Origin of the sequence: Prescottella soli, assembly GCF_040024445.1 — a bacterium.
GTDB lineage: Bacteria > Actinomycetota > Actinomycetes > Mycobacteriales > Mycobacteriaceae > Prescottella > Prescottella soli.
This window is the reverse complement of record NZ_CP157276.1, coordinates 4,565,566-4,591,883: the sequence shown is the minus strand read 5'-3', so window position 1 is coordinate 4,591,883 and position 26,318 is coordinate 4,565,566. Positions and strand designations below refer to the sequence as shown.

The 26,318-nt window shown below is 69.2% G+C and carries 27 protein-coding genes; 16 read left to right on the top strand and 11 right to left on the bottom strand.

Going from position 1 to position 26,318, the window contains the following annotated elements:
- Positions 1–53: 53 nt before the first annotated feature.
- The gene (locus ABI214_RS21310) at positions 54–632 is read right to left on the bottom strand and encodes an HdeD family acid-resistance protein (protein WP_408586507.1); all 579 of its coding nucleotides are present in this window, start codon (positions 630–632) and stop codon (positions 54–56) included.
- Positions 633–869: 237 nt separating this feature from the next.
- On the opposite strand from ABI214_RS21310, the gene ABI214_RS21305 reads away from it, so the two are divergent.
- Entirely contained in the window at positions 870–1,286 is a 417-nt protein-coding gene (locus ABI214_RS21305) for a DUF7144 family membrane protein (protein WP_348604449.1), read from the top strand.
- A 4-nt stretch (positions 1,287–1,290) separates the two neighbouring features.
- On the opposite strand, the gene ABI214_RS21300 is transcribed toward ABI214_RS21305, so the two are convergent.
- Positions 1,291–2,124 (bottom strand): biotin--[acetyl-CoA-carboxylase] ligase, encoded by an 834-nt coding sequence (locus ABI214_RS21300; protein ID WP_348604448.1) that lies wholly within the window; start codon positions 2,122–2,124, stop codon positions 1,291–1,293.
- 116 nt (positions 2,125–2,240) lie between these two features.
- On the opposite strand from ABI214_RS21300, the gene ABI214_RS21295 reads away from it, so the two are divergent.
- The 3 genes from ABI214_RS21295 to ABI214_RS21285 are packed head-to-tail and all read left to right on the top strand — an operon-like array spanning position 2,241 to position 4,892.
- Positions 2,241–3,881: an acyl-CoA carboxylase subunit beta gene (locus ABI214_RS21295; protein WP_348604447.1), complete on the top strand. Its 1,641-nt coding sequence runs from the start codon at positions 2,241–2,243 to the stop codon at positions 3,879–3,881.
- Entirely contained in the window at positions 3,878–4,231 is a 354-nt protein-coding gene (locus ABI214_RS21290; protein ID WP_348604446.1) for an acyl-CoA carboxylase epsilon subunit, read from the top strand. Before ABI214_RS21295 ends, ABI214_RS21290 begins: the two co-directional genes overlap by 4 nt.
- Positions 4,232–4,247: 16 nt before the next feature.
- Complete coding sequence (locus ABI214_RS21285; protein WP_348604445.1) at positions 4,248–4,892, top strand: Maf family protein; 645 nt, start codon at positions 4,248–4,250, stop codon at positions 4,890–4,892.
- 10 nt (positions 4,893–4,902) lie between these two features.
- Here ABI214_RS21285 and ABI214_RS21280 read toward each other — a convergent pair whose 3' ends face one another.
- Positions 4,903–5,289 (bottom strand): group III truncated hemoglobin, encoded by a 387-nt coding sequence (locus ABI214_RS21280; protein ID WP_348604444.1) that lies wholly within the window; start codon positions 5,287–5,289, stop codon positions 4,903–4,905.
- A 116-nt stretch (positions 5,290–5,405) separates the two neighbouring features.
- On the opposite strand from ABI214_RS21280, the gene ABI214_RS21275 reads away from it, so the two are divergent.
- From ABI214_RS21275 to ABI214_RS21245, 7 genes are all read left to right on the top strand, one after another.
- Positions 5,406–6,317 carry a sulfurtransferase gene (locus tag ABI214_RS21275; protein WP_348604443.1) on the top strand — a complete coding sequence of 304 codons (912 nt, stop codon included), beginning with the start codon at positions 5,406–5,408 and terminating at the stop codon, positions 6,315–6,317.
- Positions 6,314–6,724 carry a SufE family protein gene (locus ABI214_RS21270; RefSeq protein WP_348604442.1) on the top strand — a complete coding sequence of 137 codons (411 nt, stop codon included), beginning with the start codon at positions 6,314–6,316 and terminating at the stop codon, positions 6,722–6,724. The genes ABI214_RS21275 and ABI214_RS21270 overlap by 4 nt, the downstream gene beginning before the upstream one ends.
- A 113-nt stretch (positions 6,725–6,837) precedes the next feature.
- The gene (locus ABI214_RS21265) at positions 6,838–8,220 is read left to right on the top strand and encodes a condensation domain-containing protein (RefSeq protein WP_348604441.1); all 1,383 of its coding nucleotides are present in this window, start codon (positions 6,838–6,840) and stop codon (positions 8,218–8,220) included.
- Between the two features lie 205 nt (positions 8,221–8,425).
- A complete protein-coding gene (locus ABI214_RS21260; protein ID WP_348604440.1) occupies positions 8,426–10,216 on the top strand; it encodes an acetyl/propionyl/methylcrotonyl-CoA carboxylase subunit alpha in 1,791 nt (596 codons plus the stop codon).
- A gap of 97 nt (positions 10,217–10,313) precedes the next feature.
- Positions 10,314–10,706, top strand: coding sequence for a DUF1707 SHOCT-like domain-containing protein (locus ABI214_RS21255; RefSeq protein WP_348604439.1), 393 nt, complete (start codon positions 10,314–10,316; stop codon positions 10,704–10,706).
- Positions 10,706–11,047 carry a hypothetical protein gene (locus ABI214_RS21250; RefSeq protein WP_348604438.1) on the top strand — a complete coding sequence of 114 codons (342 nt, stop codon included), beginning with the start codon at positions 10,706–10,708 and terminating at the stop codon, positions 11,045–11,047. Before ABI214_RS21255 ends, ABI214_RS21250 begins: the two co-directional genes overlap by 1 nt.
- Before the next feature lie 73 nt (positions 11,048–11,120).
- On the top strand, positions 11,121–11,411 hold the full coding sequence (locus ABI214_RS21245) for a VanZ family protein (RefSeq protein ID WP_348611857.1): 291 nt from the start codon (positions 11,121–11,123) through the stop codon (positions 11,409–11,411).
- Between the two features lie 16 nt (positions 11,412–11,427).
- Here ABI214_RS21245 and ABI214_RS21240 read toward each other — a convergent pair whose 3' ends face one another.
- From ABI214_RS21240 to lat, 3 genes are all read right to left on the bottom strand, one after another.
- Positions 11,428–12,231 carry a tyrosine-protein phosphatase gene (locus ABI214_RS21240; protein ID WP_348604437.1) on the bottom strand — a complete coding sequence of 268 codons (804 nt, stop codon included), beginning with the start codon at positions 12,229–12,231 and terminating at the stop codon, positions 11,428–11,430.
- A gap of 83 nt (positions 12,232–12,314) precedes the next feature.
- Positions 12,315–13,865: an MBL fold metallo-hydrolase gene (locus ABI214_RS21235; protein ID WP_348604436.1), complete on the bottom strand. Its 1,551-nt coding sequence runs from the start codon at positions 13,863–13,865 to the stop codon at positions 12,315–12,317.
- Positions 13,866–13,974: 109 nt separating this feature from the next.
- Positions 13,975–15,315, bottom strand: a complete 1,341-nt coding sequence (lat, locus tag ABI214_RS21230) for an L-lysine 6-transaminase (RefSeq protein WP_348604435.1) — start codon at positions 15,313–15,315, stop codon at positions 13,975–13,977.
- Between the two features lie 65 nt (positions 15,316–15,380).
- Between lat and hglS the strand changes: the two genes are divergently transcribed.
- The 3 genes from hglS to ABI214_RS21215 all read left to right on the top strand — a co-directional run bounded on the left by hglS (position 15,381) and on the right by ABI214_RS21215 (position 18,842).
- The gene (hglS, locus tag ABI214_RS21225) at positions 15,381–16,634 is read left to right on the top strand and encodes a 2-oxoadipate dioxygenase/decarboxylase (protein WP_348604434.1); all 1,254 of its coding nucleotides are present in this window, start codon (positions 15,381–15,383) and stop codon (positions 16,632–16,634) included.
- Positions 16,631–18,160: an L-piperidine-6-carboxylate dehydrogenase gene (amaB, locus tag ABI214_RS21220; RefSeq protein ID WP_348604433.1), complete on the top strand. Its 1,530-nt coding sequence runs from the start codon at positions 16,631–16,633 to the stop codon at positions 18,158–18,160. The genes hglS and amaB overlap by 4 nt, the downstream gene beginning before the upstream one ends.
- A 103-nt stretch (positions 18,161–18,263) precedes the next feature.
- Positions 18,264–18,842 (top strand): hypothetical protein, encoded by a 579-nt coding sequence (locus tag ABI214_RS21215; RefSeq protein WP_348604432.1) that lies wholly within the window; start codon positions 18,264–18,266, stop codon positions 18,840–18,842.
- A gap of 16 nt (positions 18,843–18,858) precedes the next feature.
- Here ABI214_RS21215 and ABI214_RS21210 read toward each other — a convergent pair whose 3' ends face one another.
- The 3 genes from ABI214_RS21210 to ABI214_RS21200 are packed head-to-tail and all read right to left on the bottom strand — an operon-like array spanning position 18,859 to position 22,102.
- Entirely contained in the window at positions 18,859–19,686 is an 828-nt protein-coding gene (locus tag ABI214_RS21210; protein WP_348604431.1) for an SDR family oxidoreductase, read from the bottom strand.
- Positions 19,683–21,161, bottom strand: coding sequence for a flavin-containing monooxygenase (locus ABI214_RS21205; protein WP_348604430.1), 1,479 nt, complete (start codon positions 21,159–21,161; stop codon positions 19,683–19,685). The genes ABI214_RS21210 and ABI214_RS21205 overlap by 4 nt, the downstream gene beginning before the upstream one ends.
- On the bottom strand, positions 21,158–22,102 hold the full coding sequence (locus tag ABI214_RS21200; protein WP_348604429.1) for a patatin-like phospholipase family protein: 945 nt from the start codon (positions 22,100–22,102) through the stop codon (positions 21,158–21,160). The genes ABI214_RS21205 and ABI214_RS21200 overlap by 4 nt, the downstream gene beginning before the upstream one ends.
- A 61-nt stretch (positions 22,103–22,163) precedes the next feature.
- Here ABI214_RS21200 and ABI214_RS21195 point away from each other — a divergent pair, with 61 nt between their 5' ends.
- Positions 22,164–22,793, top strand: a complete 630-nt coding sequence (locus ABI214_RS21195; RefSeq protein ID WP_348604428.1) for a TetR/AcrR family transcriptional regulator — start codon at positions 22,164–22,166, stop codon at positions 22,791–22,793.
- 18 nt (positions 22,794–22,811) lie between these two features.
- Here the strand turns inward: ABI214_RS21195 and ABI214_RS21190 are convergent, their stop codons facing one another.
- Positions 22,812–23,411, bottom strand: a complete 600-nt coding sequence (locus tag ABI214_RS21190) for a hypothetical protein (RefSeq protein ID WP_348604427.1) — start codon at positions 23,409–23,411, stop codon at positions 22,812–22,814.
- A 232-nt stretch (positions 23,412–23,643) separates the two neighbouring features.
- On the opposite strand from ABI214_RS21190, the gene ABI214_RS21185 reads away from it, so the two are divergent.
- Positions 23,644–24,738, top strand: coding sequence for an N-formylglutamate amidohydrolase (locus ABI214_RS21185; protein ID WP_348604426.1), 1,095 nt, complete (start codon positions 23,644–23,646; stop codon positions 24,736–24,738).
- Between the two features lie 60 nt (positions 24,739–24,798).
- Here the strand turns inward: ABI214_RS21185 and ABI214_RS21180 are convergent, their stop codons facing one another.
- A complete protein-coding gene (locus ABI214_RS21180; RefSeq protein WP_348604425.1) occupies positions 24,799–26,307 on the bottom strand; it encodes an acyl-CoA synthetase in 1,509 nt (502 codons plus the stop codon).
- Between the last annotated feature and the right edge of the window lie 11 nt (positions 26,308–26,318).

Genomic DNA, 26,318 nt, shown 5'->3' with positions numbered 1-26,318 from the left:
CGAGACCGTCGAGAGCCGCGACGATCGGGCCGACCCGCGGCCGGGAAGGTTCGTCAGCGCATGCGGCGAACCAGGAACGGCGCGGCGATGACGATGACGCCGTAGAGGATCATCCAGACGCCGACGACGATGACGAAGACCCCGAGCGACAGCTCCGGCTGGAGCAGCACGATCGCACCCGCGACGACGCTGATGATGCCGAGAATGATGCCGACCGCACGATGGCCGGGGACCTCCGACGCACCCGCCACGATGTCGAGCACACCGCGGAACACCCACCATGCGCCGATGATGAGCGCGATGATGACCAGTGTCTGAAGCGGGCTGCGGAGAACGAGGAACCCCAGCAGGATCGCCAGCGCACCCGACAGACCCGTCAACGTGCGAGCCGACGTCGACGCACCGACCTCGGCGAAGGACCGGACGATCTGGATGATGCCGAATGCGAACACCTGGATCGCGATGAGCACCGCGACGACGAAGAGCGTCGCGTTGGGCCACACGAGGACCGCAATTCCGAGACCGAGGGTGAGCAGTCCGAAAACGACCGTCAGCCCGGTCAGGAATCGACCGGCCGTCTCCAACTCACGGGACTCGGCGGCAGCCCATGCGCCGGCGGCCCCTTCGGACATTCCCTGTTGAGCGTTCATCTCTACCCCTCCACCACCCGAGATTTGCTGGATCAGCGTCAAAGTAGCAGTAAACGACGCTCCGCGAGCGATTGCGCACCCAGCCGATTCACGACTGCGATCCCGGCGGCATTTTCACCCGCCAGGGGTGAGGATGGATCGCCGAAAAGCTCGGAAACTCCTTCCGATGGACTGGCTTCTCCAGCGAGGTTTTCGCGACCGATCGAGAGGGGAACTGCAATGACCACACCGACGACGCACTCTTCGGGCGGTGGCGCCAAACAGGGATTCGCGGCGGGTACGTCGATCGCTGCCGCGATCATTCTCATGACCGTCGGAATTCTGGAGATCTTCCAGGGAATCTCGGCGCTGGCCAAGGACGACGTCTTCGTCGTCGGCCCCCAGTACGTGTATCAGTTCAACCTCACGACCTGGGGATGGATCCACCTGGTCCTCGGCATCGTCGTCGTCCTCGTGGGCCTGGCGCTGTTGACCGGAGCGACCTGGGCACGCGTGTGCGCGATCATCCTCGCGGCCCTGTCGATCATCGCGAACTTCCTGTGGATCCCGTGGTACCCGATGTGGTCGATCCTGATCATCGCGCTCGACATCGTGGTGATCTGGGCCGTCTCCACGTGGCACCCCGAGACGGCCTGAGCACTCACACAGCGCGCAGATGGGTGATGTCACCGGCCGACACTGCGACCGGTGACTCACCCTCTGCCTTGATCACGATGCGCCCCTCGACGTCGACATCGGTCGCGACACCCACGAGCTCCCGGTCCCCCGGGAGCTCGGCGCGTACCAGCCGACCGAGAGTTCCGCACCGCTCTCGGTACGCGGCCGCGAGGTCGTCGACCTTCCAGCCGGCGCCCTCCCACTCGCGCCACCGCCGCGCCAGTTCACGGAGCATCGCGCGGACCAGGACGGTGCGATCGGTGACTGCCGCGCCCGCGAGGGCCAGCGACGTCGCCGTCGGCACCGGCAGTTCTTCCTCGGTCAGGCTCACGTTCAGCCCGACCCCCACGACAATGGTCGGAACCGGCGCGGTCGACGCGACCTCGGCGAGGATCCCCGCAACCTTCCGCCCGTCGATCAAGACGTCGTTGGGCCACTTCAGTTCCGCATCGACCTCGGCGACCTTGCGCAACGCGTCGACGACCGCGATGCCCGACAGCAGCGGCAGCCATCCGATGTCGGCAAGGTCCATCCCGGGCATGTCGAGGACCGCGGACATCGTGACCAGGGCCCGCGGGGCGCTGACCCACGGCCGGGCGTGCCGGCCGCGGCCACCGGACTGGTACTCGGCGATCAGGACACTGCGCGGATAGTCCGGGCCCTGAGGACGAGCCAGCAGGTCGGCATTGGTGGACCCGGTCTCCGGCACCACGTCGAGCCGGGACCAGAACGCGTCCGGATCACCGCCAGCGTCGCGAACCAGAGCGCGTCGGAGCGCATCGACATCGAGCGGGGGGCGGTTCAGGTCGGTCCACATCCGTCCAGCCTAAGATGCGCTTGGAAAGTGACTCGTCAGTAGCTTAGGTTGAATAATTCAACGCAACCCGACCTCGCTCGACGCAGGCCCCGGAGACCTGGTTAAGCTCACTTCCCATGACCAGTGTGCAGGAGCCAGCCGCGGCGGAGGCGGCGAACACCCCGGATATCCACACGACGGCGGGAAAGCTCGCTGACCTGCGCAGCCGCCAGGCGCAGGCAATGCAGCCGATGGGCGAAGCCGCCGTCGAGAAGGTCCACGCCAAGGGCAAGCTGACGGCGCGCGAGCGCATTCACGCGCTCCTGGACGAGGGCTCGTTCGTCGAGCTCGACGCCCTGGCCCGGCACCGCAGCACCAACTTCGGCCTCGCCGACAACCGTCCCGTCGGTGACGGCGTCGTCACCGGCTACGGCACCATCGACGGCCGCGACGTCTGTGTCTTCAGCCAGGACGCCACCGTGTTCGGCGGCAGCCTCGGCGAGATCTACGGCGAGAAGATCGTCAAGGTCATGGACCTGGCGCTCAAGACCGGCCGCCCGCTGATCGGTATCAACGAGGGCGCCGGCGCGCGTATCCAGGAGGGCGTCGTCTCGCTCGGCCTGTACGGCGAGATCTTCCACCGCAACGTCCAGGCCTCGGGTGTCATCCCGCAGATCTCCCTGATCATGGGCCCGGCCGCCGGCGGCCACGTCTACTCCCCCGCGCTGACCGACTTCGTGGTCATGGTCGACGAGGCCAGCCAGATGTTCGTCACCGGGCCGGACGTCATCAAGACCGTCACCGGCGAGGACGTCACCATGGAGGATCTGGGCGGCGCCCGGACCCACATGGCGAAGTCCGGCGTCGCGCACTACGTCGCTTCCGGCGAGCAGGACGCCCTCGACTACGTCAAGGACCTGCTGTCCTACCTGCCGAGCAACAACCAGGCCGCGGCTCCGCGCCTGGCGCCGTCCGACCCGATCTTCGGCTCGATCGAGGACTCGCTCACCGACGAGGACCGCGAGCTCGACACGCTGATCCCGGACTCGGCGAACCAGCCGTACGACATGCACGAGGTCATCCGTCGCATCCTCGACGACGACGAGTTCCTCGAGGTGCAGGCCGGCCGCGCCATGAACGTCATCGTCGGCTTCGGCCGCGTCGACGGCCGCAGCGTCGGCATCGTCGCGAACCAGCCCACGCAGTTCGCGGGCTGCCTCGACATCGACGCGTCCGAGAAGGCCGCGCGCTTCGTCCGCACCTGCGACGCGTTCAACGTCCCGATTATCACGCTGGTCGACGTCCCGGGCTTCCTCCCGGGCACCGAGCAGGAGTACAACGGCATCATCCGCCGCGGCGCCAAGCTGCTGTACGCGTACGGCGAGGCCACGGTCGGCAAGATCACCGTCATCACCCGCAAGGCGTACGGCGGCGCGTACGACGTCATGGGCTCCAAGCACATGGGCGCGGACGTCAACCTGGCGTGGCCGACCGCTCAGATCGCGGTCATGGGCGCGTCCGGAGCCGTCGGCTTCGTCTACCGCAAGCAGCTCCTCGAGGCCGCCAAGAACGGTGAGGACGTCGACGCACTGCGCCTGCAGCTGCAGCAGGAGTACGAGGACACCCTGGTGAACCCGTACGTTGCGGCCGAGCGTGGGTACATCGACGCCGTCATCCCTCCGTCGCACACCCGCGGACAGATCGTCTCCGCTCTGCGTCTGCTCGAGCGCAAGATGGTTTCGCTTCCGCCCAAGAAGCATGGGAACATCCCCCTATGACAGCCACAACCCGGGAAGACGTGCTCACCGACGCCGAGCTGCTGGACGCGTCCGCAGCGGTCGACGGCTCGACGCTCGAAGGAGCCGCGTTGGCTGAAGCTGTCGCAGGTCTCGAGCCCGACGTCGCCGCGGGGCCGCAGGCTCCCGTGATCCAGGTCGTCAAGGGCAACCCGACGGATCAGGACATCGCGGCGCTCGTCGCGGTGCTGTCCGCTGCTGCCGCCGCGGGCGCACCCGCCGGCGACAGCCTGCCGCCCGAGACGTGGGGCGCACCCACACGCATGCACCGCGGGTATGCGCCGTTCTCCCCGTACTCGTTCGGCAACCCGGTCGCATCGCGCCCGTTCTGATCGAACGGCTCCTCGAGTGACCCACCTGGTTCTCGCCTCGGCGTCCCCGGCACGGCTGTCCGTGCTGCGGGGCGCCGGGGTCGAACCCACCGTCCGCGTCTCCGGCGTGGACGAGGACGCTGCCATCGACCGGCTGGGCCCGTCCGCGGCCCCCGAACTGGTCGTCACCACGCTCGCCGAGGCCAAGGCCCGCGACGTGATTCCCACCCTGATCGCCGAGGGCATCACCGATGCCGTCGTCATCGGCTGCGACTCGATGTTGCTGATCGACGGCGAACTGCAGGGCAAGCCCCACACCGTCGACGTCGCACGGCGTCGCTGGAAGTCCATGGCCGGCCGCAGCGCCACGCTCCTCACCGGACACAGCGTCCTCCGGATCGCCGACGGCGCGATCGTCGCCGACGCGTCCGATCACAGTGGCACCGTCGTCCACTTCGCATCCCCGTCCGACGAGGACCTCGAGGCGTATCTCGCCACCGGTGAACCGCTGAAGGTCGCCGGAGCGTTCACGCTCGACAGCCTCGGCGGGTGGTTCGTGGAGAAGCTCGAGGGCGATCCCTCCAGCGTCATCGGTATCGGCCTGCCGCTGGTGCGGCGACTGCTGTCCGACGTCGGCGTCTCGATCGCCGAACTGTGGGCCGCGAACTCGCTGGTCCGCTAGACCCGGTCCGCTAAGCCCGGCCGCGTTGCAGCGCCGCTGCCATCGCACGCGCCTTGGACTTGGCCCGTTCCGCGTCGGTACCCGCGAACGATTCGTCCACGGTCTCGCACCACAACTCCAGCCATCGCCGGAACCGCTCGTCGGTGAGTCCGTGCTGCCGATGCAGCGCCTCGTGTACCGGCACGAAATGGCCCTGATAGCGGGTGCTGCGGAACAGGATCTGCTCCCAGAAGTCACCGACCACCGGCAGGTGCTCGTCGAGTCCGACGACCGCGAGGGTCTCGAAGACGGGGGCCAGCAGCGGGTCGCTCATGGCCCGCTCGTAGAAGCGGCGCAGCAGCCGATCGACGTCGGCGCGGGTGGCCAGGTCGCCGCGGCGGTCGTCGAGGCTCGTCACGGGGCCCGACAGTACCCGCCGGAGCGCGCGCGAGATCGGTCACTCTGCCGAACGAGCGACCACATAGAATCGGTAGTGGACAACCCTCCACACACACCTGCCTCAGGAGCCCACCCGTGCCCGTCGCACCCGATCCCAACCCCGCGTTCGCTGCGTATACCCATCCGGAGCGACTCGTCTCGACCGAGTGGCTGTCAGTCAACCTGGGCGCCCCCGGCGTGAAGGTGGTGGAGTCGGACGAGGACGTGCTGCTCTACGACATCGGCCACATCCCCGGCGCGGTGAAGATCGACTGGCACCTCGACCTCAACGACCCGGTCACCCGCGACTACATCGACGGCGCCGCGTTCGCCGACCTGATGAGCCGCAAGGGCATCGAACGCGACGACACCGTCGTGATCTACGGCGACAAGAGCAACTGGTGGGCGGCGTACGCACTGTGGGTGTTCACGCTGTTCGGCCACCAGGACGTCCGTCTGCTCGACGGCGGCCGGGACGCGTGGCTGTCGGAGAACCGGGACACCACGCTCGACGTTCCTGCTCCCGCGCCGACGCAGTACCCGGTGGTGGCGCGGGACGACAGCTCGATCCGCGCGTTCCGGGACGACGTGCTCGGGCATCTCGGCAACGGCCCGCTGGTGGACGTACGGTCCCCGCAGGAGTACACGGGCGAGCGGACCCACATGCCGGACTACCCGGAGGAGGGCGCGCTGCGCGGCGGCCACATCCCGACCGCGGTGTCGATCCCGTGGGCGCGGGCAGCGGCCCCGGACGGGCGCTTCCGCAGCCTCCCCGAACTCGAGGAGATCTACTCGGAGTTCTCGCGGGGCGACGACGTGATCGCGTACTGCCGGATCGGTGAGCGGTCCAGCCACACGTGGTTCGTGCTGACGCACCTGCTCGGATACCCGAACGTCCGGAACTACGACGGTTCGTGGACCGAGTGGGGCAACGTCGTGCGGGTCCCGATCGTCAAGGGTGATCAGCCCGGCGTCCTGCCGGGCTCCGCCGAGGAAGCCGCCTCGTGAGCCTGCCGGAGAGCCTTGCCGAGATCGTCGACGACTTCGCCGCCGTCGACGGTCAGGACAAGCTGCAGCTGCTGCTCGAGTTCAGTCGCGAGCTGGCACCGCTGCCGCCGGAGCTCGAGCAGGACGCGATGGAGCCGGTCCCCGAGTGCCAGTCGCCCCTGTTCCTGACCGTCGACAGCAGCGACCTCGACAAGGTCCGTCTGCACTTCAGCGCACCGCCCGAGGCGCCGACGACCCGGGGCTTCGCGTCGATCCTGCATCAGGGACTCGACGGGCACAGCGCCGCAACGATTCTCGCGGTTCCCGACGACTTCTATTCGGCACTCGGCCTCGCCGACGCGGTCAGCCCGCTGCGCCTGCGCGGCATGAGCGCGATGCTCGCACGCATCAAGCGGCACCTCCGCTGAGCGTGCATCCTTCGAACCGAGGCTGAGCCGGGGAGCGACCCTCCCCGACACCTTCCCTGTGACGATGTTCACCGCCGCCACCCGCGGCGGGACAAGAGACTGGATTCTCCACGATGGAATTCACCGAGCTCGCGGACTACGCGATCTCCCCCGGCATGCTCACCGAATGGCTACCCGAGGCCACGACGGGCTGGGTCGACGACGGCCGACCCGCGTCGTACATCCACGAGGCACACCTGCGCCGGACTGCCGACGGCACCCACGACGACGGCCGCGAGTCCTGGCTGGGCGCGGCGTTCCGGCTGCCGGGGCAGCTCGACCACGACGCGTTCCGGGCCGCGATCGGCATGTGGATCGAACGCCACGAGCCGCTGCGCAGTCACGCCGCGCTTGGCCACGACGGCCGCATCACCCGCCGCACGATCGACCCGGACGGCATCGAACTCAACGAGGTCCGGCACGAGTACGAGTTCGACGCCGACACGGTGTACGAGCGGGTCCACGACCTGTTCGACGAGCTCACCTCCCCGCACCGCTGGCCCGCGTACCTGTTCGTGACGCTCGAGCATTCCGATCCCGAACCCGAGTGCACCGTCTTCTTCGCCGCCGATCACTCGATCATCGACGGCCTGTCGGTGGTGCTGGTCGCCCACGAGATCACGAGCCTGTACACCGAGGCGATGGCCGGCCCGCCGGCGCTGCTCGTCCCCGCGGGCAGCTACATCGACTTCGGGGCCGAGGAGCGTGCTGCCGCGTCGACGGTCGACCACCGGCATCCCGCGGTCGAGTGCTGGCGCTCGGCCTTCGTCCGCAGCAAGGGTCGACTGTCGGATTTCCCGCTCGATCTCGGTCCGCGGCCGGTGGAGCGGGTGGCGCAGCGCGCCATCTCGGAATGGGTGTTCGACGCCGCGCAGGCCGCCGCCTTCAACACGGTGTGTCACCGCGCCGGTCAGAACTTCTTCGCCGGCGTGCTGGTCTGTTTCGCGGAGGCGTCGGCGGAGCTCACCGGAAACACCGTGTTCCGCACCGTGACTCCCGTCCACACCCGCAACGACCCCCACTGGGCGACGTCGCTCGGCTGGTTCGTGGGGCTGTCCCCGATCGAGTTCGACATCGCCGGAGCCGCCGATTTCGCAGAGGCCGCGGGCCGGGCGGCGGAGGCCGTGGCGGCGACCAAGTCGGCCGCGAAGGTTCCGTTCGCGCGCGTCGAAGAGGTCCTCTCGGCTCCGATCCGCCCGCGGTTCGTCATGTCGTTCATGGATGTCCGGTTCGTGCCGATGGCGCAGCAGTGGCCCGACGTCCAGGCTCGTGCTCTGCGCAGCCGCCACTACACGCACGACGTCTACGTCTGGGTGAACCGAACCCCGCACGGCGTCAACATCGCCGCACGGTTCCCCGGGACCGAGACGGCGACGGAGAATGTGCTGCGCTTCCTGGCGCGGGCCCGACTGGCACTGTCCGACATCGTTCCGGTCGTGCAGGCCGTCGGGGCCTGAACATCGGCTGCGTCGTCAGCAGGCAAGTGCACCTTTACTGGTCAGTAGGGTTGCGGCGCCGAATCGAGCACTTAATGTGTAAGCGCTATCCGGTTACATCGTCTATCGGATTGGTGCATACACTCCGATGAGATGACAACAGACACCTGTCGGTGACGCCCACAGGCAAACCGCGGGGACGACCATGCGAAACACAGGAGGCTCAGTGCCCACTCATGCCAGCGCGCAGATCACGAAGGTGCTCGTCGCCAACCGCGGCGAGATCGCTGTGCGGGTCATCCGAGCTGCGAAGGACGCCGGCTACGGCAGCGTCGCTGTCTACGCCGAGCCGGATGCGGATGCACAGTTCGTGAAGCTGGCGGACGAGGCGTTCGCCCTCGGCGGCCAGACCTCGGCCGAGTCCTACCTGGTGTTCGACAAGATCCTCGACGCCGCCAAGAAGTCCGGCGCCGACGCGATCCACCCCGGCTACGGCTTCCTGTCCGAGAACGCCGACTTCGCGCAGGCCGTCATCGACGCGGGCCTGATCTGGATCGGCCCCTCCCCGCAGTCCATCCGCGACCTCGGCGACAAGGTCACCGCCCGCCACATCGCCGAGCGCGCCAACGCGCCGATGGCGGCCGGCACCAAGGATCCGGTCAAGAACGCCGACGAGGTCGTCGAGTTCGCCAAGCAGTACGGCGTCCCGGTCGCGATCAAGGCCGCCTTCGGTGGCGGTGGCCGCGGCATGAAGGTCGCGCAGACCATCGAGGAGATCCCCGAGCTGTTCGAGTCGGCCACCCGTGAGGCCATCGCGGCCTTCGGTCGCGGCGAGTGCTTCGTCGAGCAGTACCTGGACAAGGCCCGCCACGTCGAGGCCCAGGTCATCGCCGACCAGCACGGCAACGTCGTCGTCGCCGGCACCCGCGACTGCTCGCTGCAGCGCCGCTTCCAGAAGCTCGTCGAGGAGGCCCCCGCGCCGTTCCTGACGGACGACCAGCGCGCCCGCATCCACGCGTCCGCCAAGGCCATCTGCAAGGAGGCCGGCTACTACGGCGCCGGCACCGTCGAGTACCTGGTCCAGGGCGACACGGTCTCGTTCCTCGAGGTCAACACCCGCCTGCAGGTCGAGCACCCGGTCACCGAGGAGACCGCCGGCATCGACCTGGTTCGCCAGCAGTTCCTCATCGCCAACGGCGAAGAGCTCACCATCAAGGAAGACCCCACCCCGCGTGGCCACTCCTTCGAGTTCCGCATCAACGGCGAGGACGCCGGCCGCGGCTTCATGCCCGCCCCCGGCCCCATCACCGTCTACAAGGAGCCGACGGGCCCGGGCGTCCGCGTCGACTCCGGCGTCGTCCAGGGCGACGTCATCGGCGGCCAGTTCGACTCGATGCTCGCCAAGCTGATCGTCACCGGCGAGAACCGTGAGCAGGCGCTGCAGCGTGCCGCTCGTGCGCTCGCCGAGTTCGAGGTCGACGGCCTCGCCACCGTCATCCCGTTCCACCGCCACATCGTCGAGAACCCCGCGTTCGTCGGCAACGGCGAGGGCTTCGACGTCTACACCAAGTGGATCGAGACCGAGTGGGACAACACCATCGAGCCGTTCGCCGGTTCGGGCGCCGCCGCTGACGACGAGGAGAACCTCCCCCGCCAGTCGGTCGTCGTCGAGGTCGGCGGCCGCCGTGTCGAGGTCTCGCTGCCCGGCTCGTTCTCGATCGGCACGAGCGGCGCTCCGGCCGGTGCCATCCGCAAGAAGCCGAAGGCGCGCAAGCGCGGCGGTGCCGGTGCGGGTGCCGCGTCGGGCGACGCCGTGACCGCCCCGATGCAGGGCACCGTCGTCAAGGTTGCCGTCGAGGAGGGCCAGGAGGTCGCCGAGGGCGATCTGATCGTCGTCCTCGAGGCCATGAAGATGGAGAACCCGGTCACCGCGCACAAGGCCGGTGTCGTCACGGGTCTGTCGGTCGAGGCCGGCGCCGCCATCACGCAGGGCACGGTTCTCGCCGAGCTGAAGTGACGTCCGGACAGCGATAGTTGTTCCCCCTGTGCGCGCCTCGCGGTTTCGCGAGGCGCGCACAGTGCTGTACGGGCGGCATCTCAGTAAGCTTCAGGTCATGGCCGAGGTTCCCGACATCCGTATCGGCACCGCCGAGCGTGAAAAGGCGCTCGAGGCGTTGACACAGCACTTCAGCGACGGTCGACTCACCGTCAGCGAGTTCGACGAGCGCAGCGGACAGATCACCGCCGCCACGACGCGCGGCCAGCTCGACAAGATCTTCGCGGACCTGCCCGCGCTCACGCCGCCCGCCCCCGCGAGACCGTCGCGGGAATCGGGCGGAGCCGAGGACGAGAAGAGCTGGCGCAACACCGTCATGGCGGTGATTCCGTTCGTGGCGCTGACGCTGTTCTTCCTGGTGCCCGTCGAAGCCCGATGGATGTTCTTCATGCTCATTCCGGCGACAGCCGCGGTTCTGTTCCGCGGCAGGAGAGGACGTGGCGGCTGCTGATGGAGCCGATCGAGATCAACGCCGGGGCCTGGTACCTGCGCGCGCTGCGAGCGGACGACCGTGTCGACGATCGTCCCGCGCTGCGCGACGGCGGCATCGACGACCCGGGATACGTCACCGAGCGGGCCCGCCAGTGGGCGGCCGACGAGCACTACTCCTGGGCCGTGTGCGAGCCGACGACGGGTGAACTGCTCGCCGAGGTGGGTGTGACCCCGGAGGGATCCGACGGCGTCCTGAGCGGCTGGGCGCGTCCGGGCCACGACGACGCGCTCGAGACCGCGACCGACGCGGTCCGCCGCTTCGCCGACGGCGCCCTCGGGCTCGTCCTCGCCGAGCGCTGAGCGCGGCGCCGTGCTCGACAGGTTCGACAAGCGCTACGTGCCGCTCGCGATCGCGACGGTCGTCGTGCTCGCGATGCTGTTCTCCCCCGGGTCCACGGTCCCGAGCGGACCGGAGAACAGCGACAAGGTCACCCACGCCCTGATGTTCGCCGCGCTCGCGGTCACGTCCCGCTACGCCCGGATCGGCGTCGCGTGGACCGCCGCGTGGCTGCTGGCGTTCGCGGCGGTGTCGGAGGTTCTGCAGGGCGCGCTACCGATCCAGCGGAGCTGTTCGGTCTGGGATGCGGCGGCCGACGCGGTCGGCGTCGCGATCGGCCTGGTGGTGGCCCGGGTGCTCGCCCGTCCGCTGCGGATACCGGTGTGAGCGCCCGCGCCGCGTGTCAGCCCTCGAGCAGGTGGGCGCGGATCGTGTCCTGTCCCGCCGCGTCGATGCCGAGGCCGTCGGCGAAGTAGCCCTCGATCGAGCCGAAGCTCTCCCGCATCTGCGCCAGCGCGGCCTGGAGGTACTCGGCGCGGACTCCGAGGACCAGCTCGAGCATCGTGGGATCGCCCCCGGCGGCGGCGAACTTGTCGAAGACCTGCTTGAACGTCGGCAGCAACTGTTCGTTGGTGAGCAGGTAGTCGTGGAAGACGTCGTCTTCGTCGACGCCCAGCAGGAGGAGCAACGACGCCGTGGCCCAGCCGGTGCGGTCCTTACCGGTGGTGCAGTGCACGAGGGCCGGCAGGGCGTCCGGCGCCGCGAGGTCGGTGAACATCCCGCTGTAGGACGCGAGCGCGCTCGGCAGCGTGATCAGGTCGCGGTAGGTCTGCAGGAAGAGGTCCATCGCGTGCTGGTCGCCGAGGAACTGCCGGAGGATCGACGGGTCCTCCAGCACGGACTGCAGCTGCGCGGCCATCGAGCCGCGCACCTTGTCGGCCAGCACATCGAGCGGGACCTCACGCACCGACGCCGGCGCCCGGTCGGGGGCAGCGTCGCGCTCGGACTGGGTCCGCAGATCGAACACCGTCACGAGACCCAGGCCCGCAAGCCTGGCAGCGTCGTCCACGGTGACCTTGCTCAGATCGGTCGACCGGTAGAAGCGGCCGAAGCCGACCGTCGCGCCGTCGCGGGTGCGGTAGCCACCGATCTCGCGCAGGTTCGGGACGGACAGGATCGGGATGCTCGTGCCAGGCGAAGTGGTCATTCGCCCAAATTAGACGAACCCAGCCGCCGAGGCACCGCACAGGTGCTTCGACGGCCGGGTTCGTGTCGCCGGGGCGGGCCTTTTCAGCCCAGCTTCGTCGACCGCAGTTCGTGTCCCTTGGACGTCTTGCAGCGTCCGGTCTCGAGGTCCCACTGCCAGCCGTGCAGGTTGCAGGTGAGGTTGGCACCGTCGACGACACCGAACTTGCTCAGGTCGGCCTTGAGGTGCGGGCAGCGGCGCTGGATCTCGTAGCCGCCCACCTCGATCGAGGCGCTGTCGTCGTGGGCCTCGGAGAACCAGCCGTCGGCATACGCGATGCGCTCGTCGGTGAGGCACTTGAAGAACGTGTAGAGGAACTCGTTGTAGCCGCCGACGCGCCACGCCTCGAAGCGGGTGGACAGGAAGATCGTGTTGACCCAGTCCGGCTCGTCGTCGCGCAGGACGGTGCGCACCAGCTCGGGCGCGATGCGGAAGCCGTAGCGGTACTTGCCGTCGCCGTCCTTCGGCTCGCGCACCGTGCGGTTCGGGAAGTCGAGGACGACGGTCTCGTCCCCCATCACCAGCCCGACGGGGTAGCCGATGCCGTCGCAGATCAGGTCGGACTGCGCCATGATCGGCTCGAACTTGGCCTTGAGCGGGCCGAGCAGCGGCTCGCCCTCGGCGGGCGCCCACGTGGCCTTCTCGGCCGCGATGACCGGCGCCATCCGCTGCGCCATGTCCTCGATGTAGGCGGCCTTGTCGGAGAAGATCTTCTCGACGTCGGCGTCCGGGATCGGGTGCGCGAGCGTCGCCTTCTCGCCGTGGATGTCCACCGTCGAGCCGGGGATCATCAGCAGACCGCCGTCGTTGCCGTGGATCCGCATCTGCTCGAGGAAGACGATCTGGTCGGGGAAGATGTTGCCCTCGTCACCGTGATCGTCATTGAGCGAACGCAGCGCGTCGTCGAGGAACACCGGCGGGCCGGCCGACGGCACGACCCACGTCGCGCCGACCTGCTCGATGTAGCTGCGGCAGCGGTCCATGCCGCGCTGGCGCTTCTGCTTGCCGAAGTTGCGCTTGGTGCCGGCCGGGATGTCGTAGACCATCGGGTACCAGATGGCGCCGGAGTACTGCAGCAGGTGGATGTCGATCTTGCCGAACGCCTCGAGCATCGGATCCATGTCGACCGGGCGGGCGTCGTTCATGTTGAAGCACACGGTCTCGCCGTCGGAGACGACCAGGCCGGAGTCGCCGATCGGGCCGTCGGCGGGTGCCCGCAGCGCGACGATCATGACGTCGAGGTCGCCCTTGGGACCGGACACCGTGTGCTTGACCGAGTCCTGGGTCTCGAAGAACTTGGTGAAGCCCAGCTTGCGGAGTTCGCGCTCGAGGTCCGGCACCGGGTAGTCCGGCAGCAGGACGGTCGCGTCCTTGTTGACGTGCCGGGCCAGCGTCTCGGGATCGAAGTGATCCTTGTGCAGGTGCGAGACGTACAGGTAGTCGACGTTGCCGAGCGTGTCCCAGTCCAGTCCGGTGTTGTCCGGGAAGGGGAACCACGACGCGAAGTACGCGGGGTTCACCCACGGGTCGCAGAGAATCGACCCCGCTTCGGTCTGGATGTGGAATCCGGCGTGTCCGACGCTGGTGATCTGCACTCGTCTGCCTCCTCGATAGACCGCGACAATCGTAACGAGACCAGGCCCCGCTCCCACCCGGCGCACCACGGATGTGGGCCGAAACACCTGGTATTCGGGACTTGATGCCCTAAGGCCGCGTCGAGTCGAGCGTCCGGTCCAGGGCGTCGACGGCGGCGTCGAGTTCGGCGATGGTGACCGTCAGCGGTGGCCGGAAGCGGATTCCGCGCCCGCCGGTCGCGAGGAACAGCACGTGTTCCCGCTCCCGCAGTTCGGTCACCACCCGATCCCGGTGCTCGGTCGTCGGCAGGGTGATCGCGCACATCAGCCCGCGTCCGCGCGGTTCGGTGACGGCGTCGTGGGCCGCCGCGAGTTCCTCGAGCCGCCCGAGCAGGTGCATCCCGCACAGCCGGGCGCGGTCGATCAGCCGGTCCTCCTCGATGACCTCGAGGATGCGCCGGGCCCGGACCATGTCGGTGAGGTTGCCGCCCCACGTCGAGTTGATCCGCGAGCTGACCTCGAAGACGTTGTCGTGGACCTCGTCGACGCGGCCGCCGGCCATGATCCCGCACACCTGGGTCTTCTTGCCGAACGCGACGACGTCGGGGGTGACACCGAGCTGCTGGTACGCCCACGCGGTGCCGGTGAGACCGCAGCCGGTCTGGACCTCGTCGAAGATCAGCAGCGCGTCGTGCGCGGTGCACAGTTCGTGCATGCGGCCGAAGAACTCGGGCCGGAAGTGGTGGTCACCGCCCTCCCCCTGGATGGGCTCGGCGATGAAGCACGCGATGTCGTGCGGGTGCTCGGCGAACGCGCGCCGCGCCTGGGCGAGCGCGTGCTCCTCGGCGGCCGCGACGTCCCGTCCGGCGGCGAGGTAGGGCGCGTCGATCCGCGGCCACGCGAACTTGGGGAACCGCGCGATCTTGGTGGGGTCGGTGTTGGTGAGCGACAGGGTGTACCCGCTGCGGCCATGGAACGCCTCGGTGAGGTGCAGCACGCGGGTGCCGAGAGCCGGATCGCGCCCCGCCGCTTCGTTGCTGCGGCTCTTCCAGTCGAACGCGACCTTGAGTGCGTTCTCCACCGCCAGGGTGCCGCCGTCGACGAAGAACAGGTGCGGCAGCGCGGGGTCGCCGAGGACGCGGGCGAACGTGTCGACGAACCGGGCCATGGGGACGGTGTAGACGTCCGAGTTGCTGGGCTTGTTGATCGCGGCGGTCGCGAGTTCGTGGCGGAAGGGGCTGTCGTCGGCGAGGGCGGGGTGGTTCATCCCGAGCGCCGACGACGCGAAGAATCCGAACATGTCGAGATAGGTGGTGCCGTCCCGCAGATCGACGACGTGGACACCGAGCGAGGTCTCGAGGTCGAGGACGAGGTCGAACCCGTCCGCGAGCATGTGCGCTCGCAGGACGTCGTGCACGCGCCCGGCCGGCAGGTCCGAGTCACCGGCCGCGGGGCGGACCGCGGTGCTCATATCCAAAGGCTACGTCAGCATTCCGGCCCCCGTCCGGGCATCGAGGCTCGTACGATCGAGGAGCGATGGCCGAAATCCACGAGCTACGGTCGAGATTCGCTGCGGCGCTGTCTCGCATGTACGGCCGTGAAGTGCCCGCCTACACGACGCTCGTCGACGTCACCGAACAGGTCAATGCGGACTTCCTGGCGGCGAACCCCGACACGGCGCAGCGACTCGGGAGCATCGCCCGGGTGACCGCCGAGCGGCACGGTGCCATCCGGGTGGGGACGCCGTCGGAGATGCACGACGTGGCCGTCCTGTTCGCCGGTTTCGGTATGTACCCGGTCGGCTTCTACGACCTGCGTGAGGCCACCCCTCCGGTGCCGGTGGTGTCGACCGCTTTCCGCCCGACCGACCCCGACGAGCTGGCCCGCAACCCGTTCCGGGTGTTCACGTCGATGCTCACGACCGCGGACCGCCGCTTCTTCGACGCCGACCTCCAGCACCGACTCGAGTCGTTCCTGCAGCGGCGCCGACTGTTCCCCGACGTGCTCCTCGCCCTGGCCCGGCGCGCGGCGGACGACGGCGGTCTCGACGAGCGGCAGGCCGAGCGTTTCGTCTCGCTCGCGACGGCGGTGTTCGAGTTGTCCGGCGAACCGGTCGACCGCGCGTGGTACCGGGAGCTCGAGGCGGTCTCGGCGGTGGCCGCCGACATCGGCGGCGTGTCGAGCACGCACATCAACCACCTCACCCCCCGGGTGCTCGACATCGACGACCTGTACGCGCGGATGTCGGCGCGCGGGATCGCGATGATCGACCGGATCCAGGGCCCGCCGCGCCGGTCGGGTCCGGCGGTGCTGCTGCGGCAGACGTCGTTCCGGGCCCTGGCCGAGCCGCGCAGCTTCGTCGAGCGGGACGGGTCCATCACCGACGGCGAGCTGCGGGTCCGGTTCGGGGAGGTCGAGGCCCGCGGGATCGCGCTCACGCCGTCCGGGCGCGCGCTCTACGACGAGCTGCTCGACAGCGATCCGTCGAACGTGGACGGGCTGTGGGACAAGCGGTTCCCGACCTCCGAGGACGAACTCGAGAAGCGGGGCATGGCGTACTTCACGTACCACGACGGGGTGCGCGAGCCGATCGTCTACGAGGACTTCCTGCCGAAGTCGGCGGCGGGGATCTTCCGGTCGAACCTGGACAGGGACACGACCGCGGCGGCGGGCGAGTCGGGGACGGTGTACGACCTCGGCACGCTGGCGGACGTCATCGGACGCCGGGTGCACGACCCGTACGAGCTGTACCGGCACCAGCAGGAGCAGTCAGGAGGGAGTCCGGCATGACGCATCCCGGCACCGGCGCGACGGCGGATCGCGCGATCGCGGCACTCAGCCGTTGCGGCGCAACACTTCCCGAGATCGCCGGTGACGCCGGCCCGGTCCCGCTGACGGCGCGGACCCCGATCGACGGCTCCGTGCTGGCGTTCCTGCACCCCAGTACGTCCGCCGACATCGACGCGGCGATCGGACGCGCGGACGCCGCGTTCGAGGTCTGGCGCACGGTGCCCGCGCCCCGGCGTGGTGCGGTGGTTCGCCGGCTCGGGGAACTGCTCGCCGAACACAAGTCGGATCTGGCCGACCTGGTGACGCTCGAGGCCGGCAAGATCCGCTCCGAGGCCCTCGGCGAGGTGCAGGAGATGATCGACGTCTGCGAGTTCGCGGTCGGCCTGTCGCGGCAGTTGTACGGCCGCACGATGGCATCGGAGCGGCCCGGGCACCGGCTGTCGGAGACGTGGCATCCGCTCGGGGTGGTGGCGGTGATCTCGGCGTTCAACTTCCCGGTGGCGGTGTGGTCGTGGAACACCGCGCTCGCGCTGGTGTGCGGGGACCCGGTGGTGTGGAAGCCGTCGGAGACCACGCCGCTCACCGCGCTCGCGTGCGACGCCCTGCTGCGCCGGGCCGCCGCCGAGCACGATGCACCGGACGGCCTGCACCACGTGGTGCTCGGGACCTCGGTCGTCGGCGAGCAGCTCGTGGACGATCCGCGGATCGCGCTCGTGAGCGCCACCGGATCGGTGCGGATGGGCCGGGCGGTGGCGCCGCGGGTCGCGGCCCGCTTCGGCCGGTGCCTGCTGGAACTCGGCGGCAACAACGGGGCGGTGGTGACGCCGTCGGCGGACCTGGATCTCACCGTGCGCGCCGTCGTCTTCGCGGCCGCGGGCACGGCCGGTCAGCGCTGCACGACGTTGCGGCGCCTCATCGTCCACCGCTCGATCGTCGACGACGTGACGAACCGGATCGCCGACGCGTACCGGCAGCTGGCGGTGGGCAACCCGTTCGACGACGGCGTCCTGGTGGGACCGCTGATCTCCGGGGCCGCGTACCACGCCATGCACGCCGCCCTGGACACCGCGCGCGGCGACGGCGGTGTCGTCGTGACCGGCGGCAAACGGGTCGGGTCGGGCGCGTCGTTCTACGTGACACCCGCGGTCGTGCGGATGCCGGCGCAGACGACGATCGTGCGGGCCGAGACGTTCGCGCCGATCCTCTACGTGCTCGCGTACGACACGCTCGACGAGGCGATCGCGCTGCACAACGGCGTCCCACAGGGGCTGTCGTCGGCGATCTTCACGACCGATCAGCGCGAGGCAGAGAGGTTCCTGGCCGCCGACGGCTCCGACTGCGGCATCGCGAACGTCAACATCGGCACGTCCGGCGCCGAGATCGGCGGCGCGTTCGGCGGCGAGAAGGAGACCGGCGGCGGACGCGAATCCGGCTCGGACGCCTGGAAGGCGTACATGCGCCGCGCCACCAACACGGTGAACTACTCGGACGAACTCCCCCTCGCGCAGGGGGTGGAGTTCGGCTGACCCGTGTAATGGTCACGCTCCCTTTCCCGACAGTCCTGACGTAGCCGCGGCCGTATCGACGGATCCCGGCATCGGGGATGTCGATCAGGAGGGGGACACGACCATGAACACAGCAGCGAGACGCGCACTGGTGGGGGCGGTTGCCGCGGTCGCGATCGGTAGCGCCGCGGCCGCACCGGCGGTCGCCGCGCCGGATCCGCTGGCGCCGATCACGGCGATCGCGGCGGGTGCCGCGCTCGGGGACGTTGCGGCGCCGCAGGGGCTCACGACGCAGACCCTGATCGCGGCCCGGAACGCGGGATTCCCGATCTACGAGGCGATCGTGACCAGGGACTACCCAGGTCCGAAGACGTCGTCCAGGCTGACCGAGTACCGGCGGGTCTACGACATCAACGTGCTGAGTTCCCCCACGGTGAAGTTCGTCGGCGTGGGGTCGGTCGCCCCGGACACCTTCTGGGTCGTGCAGGGCCGCGCGGTCACGAACCCGATCGTCGTCAACCTGCACGAGACGTGGCAGGAGAATGTCGGCTTCCCGCTGATGCGGTGGGACAACACACCCCTGAAGTTCACCAACAGCCCGCTCGTGCAACTGCCCGACGGCGGCCCCGCAGCCGGCGTCGCGTTCATCACGGACGGCACCGGCTCGACGTCGAGTTCGAGTGCGAGCTCGAGTCCGAGCTGAGTCGACGGGAGGCGCGTTACCGACCTTCGGTCCGCCGCAGACGCGCGTCGTAGCCGGCTCGCGCCGTGGGGTCGACGCTCGTCAGCGCACGCTGACCACCAACGACCCGCCGGATCAGCCGCATCAGCGGCTCGGGCGCCACCGCGAGTCCGACGTCGAGGGCCGCGAGGTAGCCGGGCACGGGAGTCTCGGCGCGGCGGGTGCGGACGGTGCGCACGACGGCGGCGGCGATGTCCTCGGGGTCGACGGTCGGCAGCCCCTTCCCGAGCGGGATGCCCGACGTCAACGTCGTGCGGACCGCGCTCGGCAGCACCGCGGAGACGCTGACGCCGTGGTCGGCGAACTCCAGCCGGGCGGCGGCCGAGAGTCCCACGGCCGCATACTTGCTCGCGTTGTACACGGCGAGCCCGGGGATCGCGATCTTGCCGGCCAGCGACGCGACGTTGACGACGTGCCCGCGGCCGCGGCCGATCATGCCGGGCACCACGGTCCGCATGCCGTGAATCGGCCCCCACACGTTGACGTCGAGGGTCATCTCCCCCGTGGCGTCCGACTCGTCGAGGAACCCGCCGACCGGCATCACCCCGGCGTTGTTGACGAGGATGTCGATCTCCCCGACCTCGGCGACGCACGCGTCCCACGACGTCCGGGACCGCACGTCGAGCATGTGGGGCGTGCCGACGCCCGCGGCGGCGTCCTCCACGGCGACCCGGTCGATGTCGGCGAGGGCGACTGCGGCACCGCGGGACGCGAACGCGTGCGCGGTGGCGCGCCCGATGCCCCGCCCGGCGCCGGTCACGAGCACCCGCGCGCCCGGGAGAGCGATCTCGGGATACCTCGTCACGACGGCACCTTCTCCCCCGCCTCGGTGGACGTCAGGTAGGCCGATTCGTCGAAGTGCCGCAATCTCTCTCGCATCCGGCCGGTGGACCACGGCCAGTTGAAGCTGTTGCGCCCGTTGACGTCGAGGAAGTAGCTCTGGCAGCCGCCGGCGTTGTAGACGGTGGTGGCCAGCGCCTGCTGCACCTCGGCGTTGAACGCCGCCTGCACCTCGGGGCGGGGCTCCATCCGGGTCCAGCCCGCCTTCCGGGCCGCGGCAATCGCGGCGGCCAGGTAGTCGAGTTGCGCCTCGAGGATCATGAACGCCGACGTGTGTCCGGTGCCGAGGGCCGGACCGAGCAGCACGAATGCGTTGGGGAACCCGGCCACGGTGGTGCCGAGGTACGCCTGCGGACTGCCCTTCCAGTGGTCGTCGAGGCTGCGGCCGTGGCCGTCGAACACCCGGGAGGCGATGGGCATGTCGAGGATGTGGAAGCCGGTGCCGAAGATGACGGCGTCCACCTCGCGCTCCCCGCCGTCGGCGCCGATCACGACGTTGCCACGGACCTCCCGCACCGCGTTCGCGTGCACCTCGACGTTCGGGCGATTCAGCGCCGGGTAGTACGTGTTGGACATCAGCAGGCGCTTGCAGCCGAGCGTGTAGTCGGGGGTGAGCGCCCGGCGCAGTTCCGGGTCCCGGATCTGCGCCCGCAGCTGCACGCGGCCGATCTGCTGGATCACCCGCAGCATCCATGGGTTCCGGAAGCCGACACCGAGCGCCTCCATGATCCCGTACTGGATGCGCCGCAACGCCTTCGACGCTCCCGGTGCCGCGCCCATCGCCGCGCGGACCGGGGCCGGCAGCGCGGTGTCGGGCTTGGGCAGCACCCACTGCGCCGTGCGCTGATACAGGTGCAACTCCGCCACTGCCGGCGCGATCTCCGGTACGAACTGCACCGCCGACGCCCCGGTCCCGACGACGGCGACGCGCTTGCCGGCGAGGTCGTAGTCGTGGTTCCAGCGCGAGGAGTGGAACACCTCGCCGGTGAAACCGTCGAGCCCCGGAATGTCGGGGATCAGCGGTTGGTTCCACGGGCCGGCGGCCGCGATGACCGCGTTCGCCGTGAACGCGCCGTTCGACGTCTCGAGCATCCACCGCCGCGACGACTCGTCCCACTGGGCGCGCAGCAGCTCGGTGTCGAACTCGACGCGCTCGTGAACCCGATGTTCGGCCGCTGTCCGCTCGATGTACTCGCGGATCTCGTTCTGCCCCGCGAACAGTCGGCTCCAGTCGGCGTTGGGCGCGAACGAGTACGAGTACAGCGCCGACGGCACGTCGCACGCGCACCCGGGGTAGGTGTTGTCGCGCCAGGTTCCACCGAGGGCGTCGCCCTTCTCGAGGATCAGGACGTCGTCGATTCCCATGCGCTGCAGCCGGATCACGGCACCGACGCCCGAGATCCCGGCGCCGACGACGATCACCTCGTGGTGGCGGGTCATGCGCGGTCTCCTGTCGTGAGGGCGCGTTCCACCGCGGTCCGGGTGCTGCGCAGCGAGTGTTCGAGGGTCGCGAGCCGTCGTCGGTCGTCCATGAAGTTGGCGCCTATCACGGCGAGATCGTCGGCGGTCGCGTCGATCCTGACCACGCGGGTGCCGGACGCCTCCAGCGCCGCGCACTCGGTGTCGAGTCCGGCGCTCATCCAGTTCCGGAGCACCGCTCGTTCGAGGGCGGCCGGGCCGCGGCCGCGGACGCGACCACGAGACGCCATGGGCGCCAGCACGATCACCTCGTCGAGCCCGCGGTCGGCCAGCAGGTCGGCCGACGCGGTGGACGCCGCGCCGCCGTCGACATATCGCCTGCCACCGATCCGGACCGGCGGCATCCAGCCGGGAATCGCCCACGACGCCCGCAGGGCCTCCGACAGTGTCGCGTGCGGCGCCCCCTGCGCACCGAACGCCACCCGCTCACCGGTCGCGTAGTCCATCGCGACCAGCCAGGTGTCGGGATGGGAGACCCAGCCGCCGGCGCCGAGACCGTTCGCGAGCCGGTCCAGCCAGCCCGCGTCGCCGCCGCCCTCAGGGAGCAGCCCGCTGAGCCCGGTCACCGTCGGCAGGCCCCGGCGCAGTAGCCCGGGCGAGCCCAGTCGTGGTCGCGGCAGCGGCGGGAAGCGACCCGGCGCGCCGGCCAGATGCCCCGAGAGCACGGGATGCGTCGACTCCCCCAACTGCATCGCCAGGATCTCGTCGACACCGATTCCGCTGCCCAGCATCGTCACCAGCTCGGCCCCCGCCGAGGTACCCATCAGGACGTCGGCGTCGCGCGGGTCCCAGCCGAGCGCGTCGCGCACCGCCACCAGCGCCGCGACGGTCCACGCCGCCCCGAGCGTGCCCCCGCATCCGATCACCAGACCGCGACAGAGATGTGTGTCACTCGACGTCATACTCAGAAGCTAACAGAATTCAGATACCGTCGGTACCCCAAGTTTGGGAGAGAATGACCCGATGCCACGTTTGACCAGATCCGAGAGCCAGGCCCGCACCCGGGCCGAGTTGCTCGCGACCGCCCGCGACCTGTTCCTGACCGACGGTTACGCCGCGACGTCACTGGAGAAGGTGGCCGACGCTGCGGGGTACTCGAAGGGCGCGGTCTACTCCAACTTCCGCGGCAAGAAGGAGTTGTGCCTCGAGGTCCTGGACCTGATCCATTCGTCCAAGTTCGAGGAGATTGCGGCCCTGCTCGCGCTCGACGAGACCCCGGATCTCGACGCGATGCTGGCGCGCGTCCAGGACTGGGCGGAACGGACCCTCGGTGACGTCGAGTGGACGATGCTCGAGTTCGAATTCATCGCCGCGTCCCGTCACGATCCCGAAGTCACGGCGGCGCTCGCCTCCGCCCTTGCGATGGCCCACGGAATGGTTCTGGCGCTGCTGAATTCGCTCACGGCTGCCATGCAGGTCCGGCTGCCGATCCCGCCGGAGGACGCAGCTCGCAGCATCCTCAGCCTCGGTGTGGGGCTGGGTATCCAGCGCGCGATCGACCCCACCATCTCGGCTCGGATCGTCACCGACAACGTGCGCGCGTTGCTCCGCCAGAGCCCGCCTCTCCCCGACACGGAGGCAGGATCCCGGTGACTCGCCCCGAGAGGCGCTTCAGTTGAGGGTGGCGATGAAATCGAAGATGGCCGGCTGAACCGCGGGATTGTTGTTCGTGATCCCCGTGGCTGCGCCGATGGCGCCACCGATCGCCGCACCCGGAATACAGCCGACGAACAGGAACAGCACGCATCCGACGACCGCACCGACACCGGCGCCGATCTGTGCATTCATGGCACCGCCGTTGAACCAACCCTGCTCGATCTGACGGACCACATTGTCGTAGGCGTCCTGCCGGGCGTCCACGTCGTGCAGTGCACCGACTCCCTGCGCCGGGACCTCCGGGGTGAGAGTGAGCCTGCCGCCGTCGATCGACGGCGCGAGCGGCACGGCCGTTCCGGCCACCTGGTAGGTCAGCGGGATGCTGCCGACCGTGGCCCCGGTCGGGTCGACGACGTCGACCGCATTGCCGGCGACGCGGAACGTACCCGCATCGAGAACGGTCTCGAGCGACGTTCCGTTCGCACCGATCTGCGTCCGATAGTGGATCGGCGCGGGGGTCGGCGGCGCTCCAGGTTCGGCATACGCGGTGCCGCTGGCGACTCCCAGCGCCGCGATTGCCAGCACGGATACAGCCGCAGTCTTGTGGAGTTTCACGGGGAGCTCCCATCCTCGCAGGAAGACGGCCCCGACCTGGTCAAAGACCGTCCGGAACATCCACTAGACTAATGAGTGGAGGCCGGTCTGTACGGCCTAACCGAGATTTGACAGCGAATCTCGAGCTTCTTCGACGACGCGTCCCGTCGCCCACTGCGCAGCGTCCGACGATGTCCGATTCGACCGCATTCCCTTACCGCGCCAGAGCATTCCGAGCCGCTATCGTCGAGCCATGACTGGAGACCCGCTCTTCCTCGCTGCCGGAACGGAATTCACGTCCGACGACCTGACGTTCTACGCCGACCGCGACAATCGAACGCTCGACCAGGCCGTCGCCGAGGCAGATCTCCTGGTGAGCTGCCCACATTCGGGCTTCGCGGTCCCCGAGGAGTTGGCACCGTTCCTCGCACCCGAGTTCACCCGGCGGCTGCAGTTCGATTTCACCGATATGTCCACCGGGCCGATCGTGCGACGCTGGGCCGAGATCGACCCCCGGATCGTGTACGTGGAGAACCCGCATCCGCGGATGATCCGCGACCCCAACCGGGCCCGTCCGGCCGATCTCGAGGCGACGCTGCGGGAGGCCTTCGCCCGCGTACGGAAGGCCGGGCGCGGCAACCGGGCCGACCTCGCCGGCGTCGACGCGGTCCGGCCGGTCACCTTCTCCTTCTATCCGCTACTGCTGGAACCGACCGACGACGCCGGGTGGGCGCGTCTGGCCGACGCGTTCACCGAGGTGGCCGAGCGTGGACTGGGTGTCTACGAACGCACGCGGGACGGTCTGGTCGATCGCATGGCGGACCTGGCGCTGCAGCGCGGCACGGACTTCACGACGCTGTCGTTCCACGACACCATGAACCACACGACCCGGCGCGACGGCGCCGTGAACGTGCCCCGACCGGCAGCCGACCTGCTGCCGGATGTCGTCGCACTGTCGAATCGCGGGGACCACCAAGGTGCTCCGAGAGGAGACAATCCGGTCACGATGGACCCCGACCGCGTGCGGGCACTCGCCGACGCCCACCGGAAGGGGTTCACGGGCTTCACGACCGACCCCGAGGCCGTACTGCTGAACCAGCCGTACCTCGGCAGTCAGGAGATCATCTCCGCGGGCGCCCGTTTCGCCGCGTTGCGCCCACGGGCGGACGCGGCCGGGATCGCGCTCAGCGCGGTGCAGGCGGAGTTCCGCCGCGAGTTCCTGCTCGGCGAGACGGCCACGGCGGAACTCATGGAACCGGGAGTCGACTGGCCGGCCGCGGACCCGGAACGGATCGACCGCCTCGCGCACGCCTGCAAGGCGAGTTGGGACGCGTACCGGGGCCGTTGAGCGAGCAGTGACGACCGATCGGCCCGCGGCGATCGGTCGTCACCGACCGGCTTTCCTCGCTCAGCTCGCTTCGGCGAGAAGACGGTCACGAAGGGCGTTCTTCTGGATCTTGCCGGTGGCCGTCGTCGGTAGCGCGTCGATGAACTCGACCCGGGTGGGAGTCTTGAAGCCTGCCAATCGTTGCCGGGCGAACGCGATGACATCGTCGGCAGTGACCACGGCCCCCTCGTCCAACACGACGAAGGCGACGGGCGTCTCCCCCCATTTCTCGTGCGTCGCACCGACGACCGCGACGTCACGCACGCCGGGCATCGCGGAGACGGTCACCTCGACCTCGCGCGAGTAGACGTTCTCGCCGCCGCTGATGAGCATGTCCTTCTTACGGTCGACCAGGGTGATGAATCCCTCCTCGTCGACTCGGCCCATGTCGCCGGTGTGGAACCACCCGTCGCGCAGCGCCTGCGCGGTCTCCTCCGGACGCATCCAGTACCCGACGAATACGTTGTCCCCGCGGACGAGTAGCTCGCCGACGGTCCCGACGGACACGTCCCGGCCCAGCTCGTCTACCAGTCGGGTGTCGATTCCGAACAGTGGCCGCCCGATCGAACCTGCCTTCGCGCGAACGTGTTCGGTGTCGAGCAGGGACACCGACGGCGCACACTCGGTCATACCGAATCCTTCACGGAACGGGATGCCGCTGTGTGCGAGGAAGTCCAGCACCGATACCGGCGCCGGTGCACCCGAGGTGAGGGCGCAGTCCAGCGAGGACAGGTCGTAGCGTTCCAGGTCGGGCACGCCCATCACCGCCTGCCACATAGTCGGCACCAGCAGCAGCTGCGTCGCTCGTTCCGCTTCGACCGCATCCAGGACGGCAACGGGATCGAACGACGGCATGATCACGTTCCGGGCACCCACATAGATGAACGGCAGTGTGTACAGGCCCAGCCCGCCGATGTGGAACATCGGAAGTGCCGTGACGGTGACGTCGCACGACCGGAGCCCGAACGCCGAGGTGACCGCCGCCGCGTTGGCGCGCAGATTCTCGTGGGTGATCATTGCACCCTTGGGACGGCCGGTGGTTCCGGACGTGTACATGATCACGGCCACGTCGTGGCGATCCGCCGTCGCCGTCACGGGTGCCGGATCGGCCGTGGCAACGAGGTCGTCGTATACGGCGCCCAACGTGACCACGTCGCGCACGCGAACGCCGGGCTCCGCGACCGCATCGGCGGCCTGCGCGAATGCCTGGTGGACGAAGAGCAGTTCGGCACCGAGATCCGCCAGCACGTAACCGATCTCCGACGCGGTGAGCCGGACGTTGATCGGGGTGAAGATCGCACCGAGCTTCGCAGTCGCGAAGAGGATCTCCAGACATTCCACGGAAGTGGGTATGACCGCGGCGATCCGGTCTCCCCGCTTGATGCCGAACCGATCCCGAAGCTGATTCGCCAGGCGGTTCGTGCGGTCGTCGAATTCGGCGTACGTCCACGAGCGGTCGCCGGACACGAAGGCGACCTTGTCGCCGCTCAGCTGGGCCCGACGGGTGGCCCAGTCACCGATTCCCTGCATTGATCGACTCC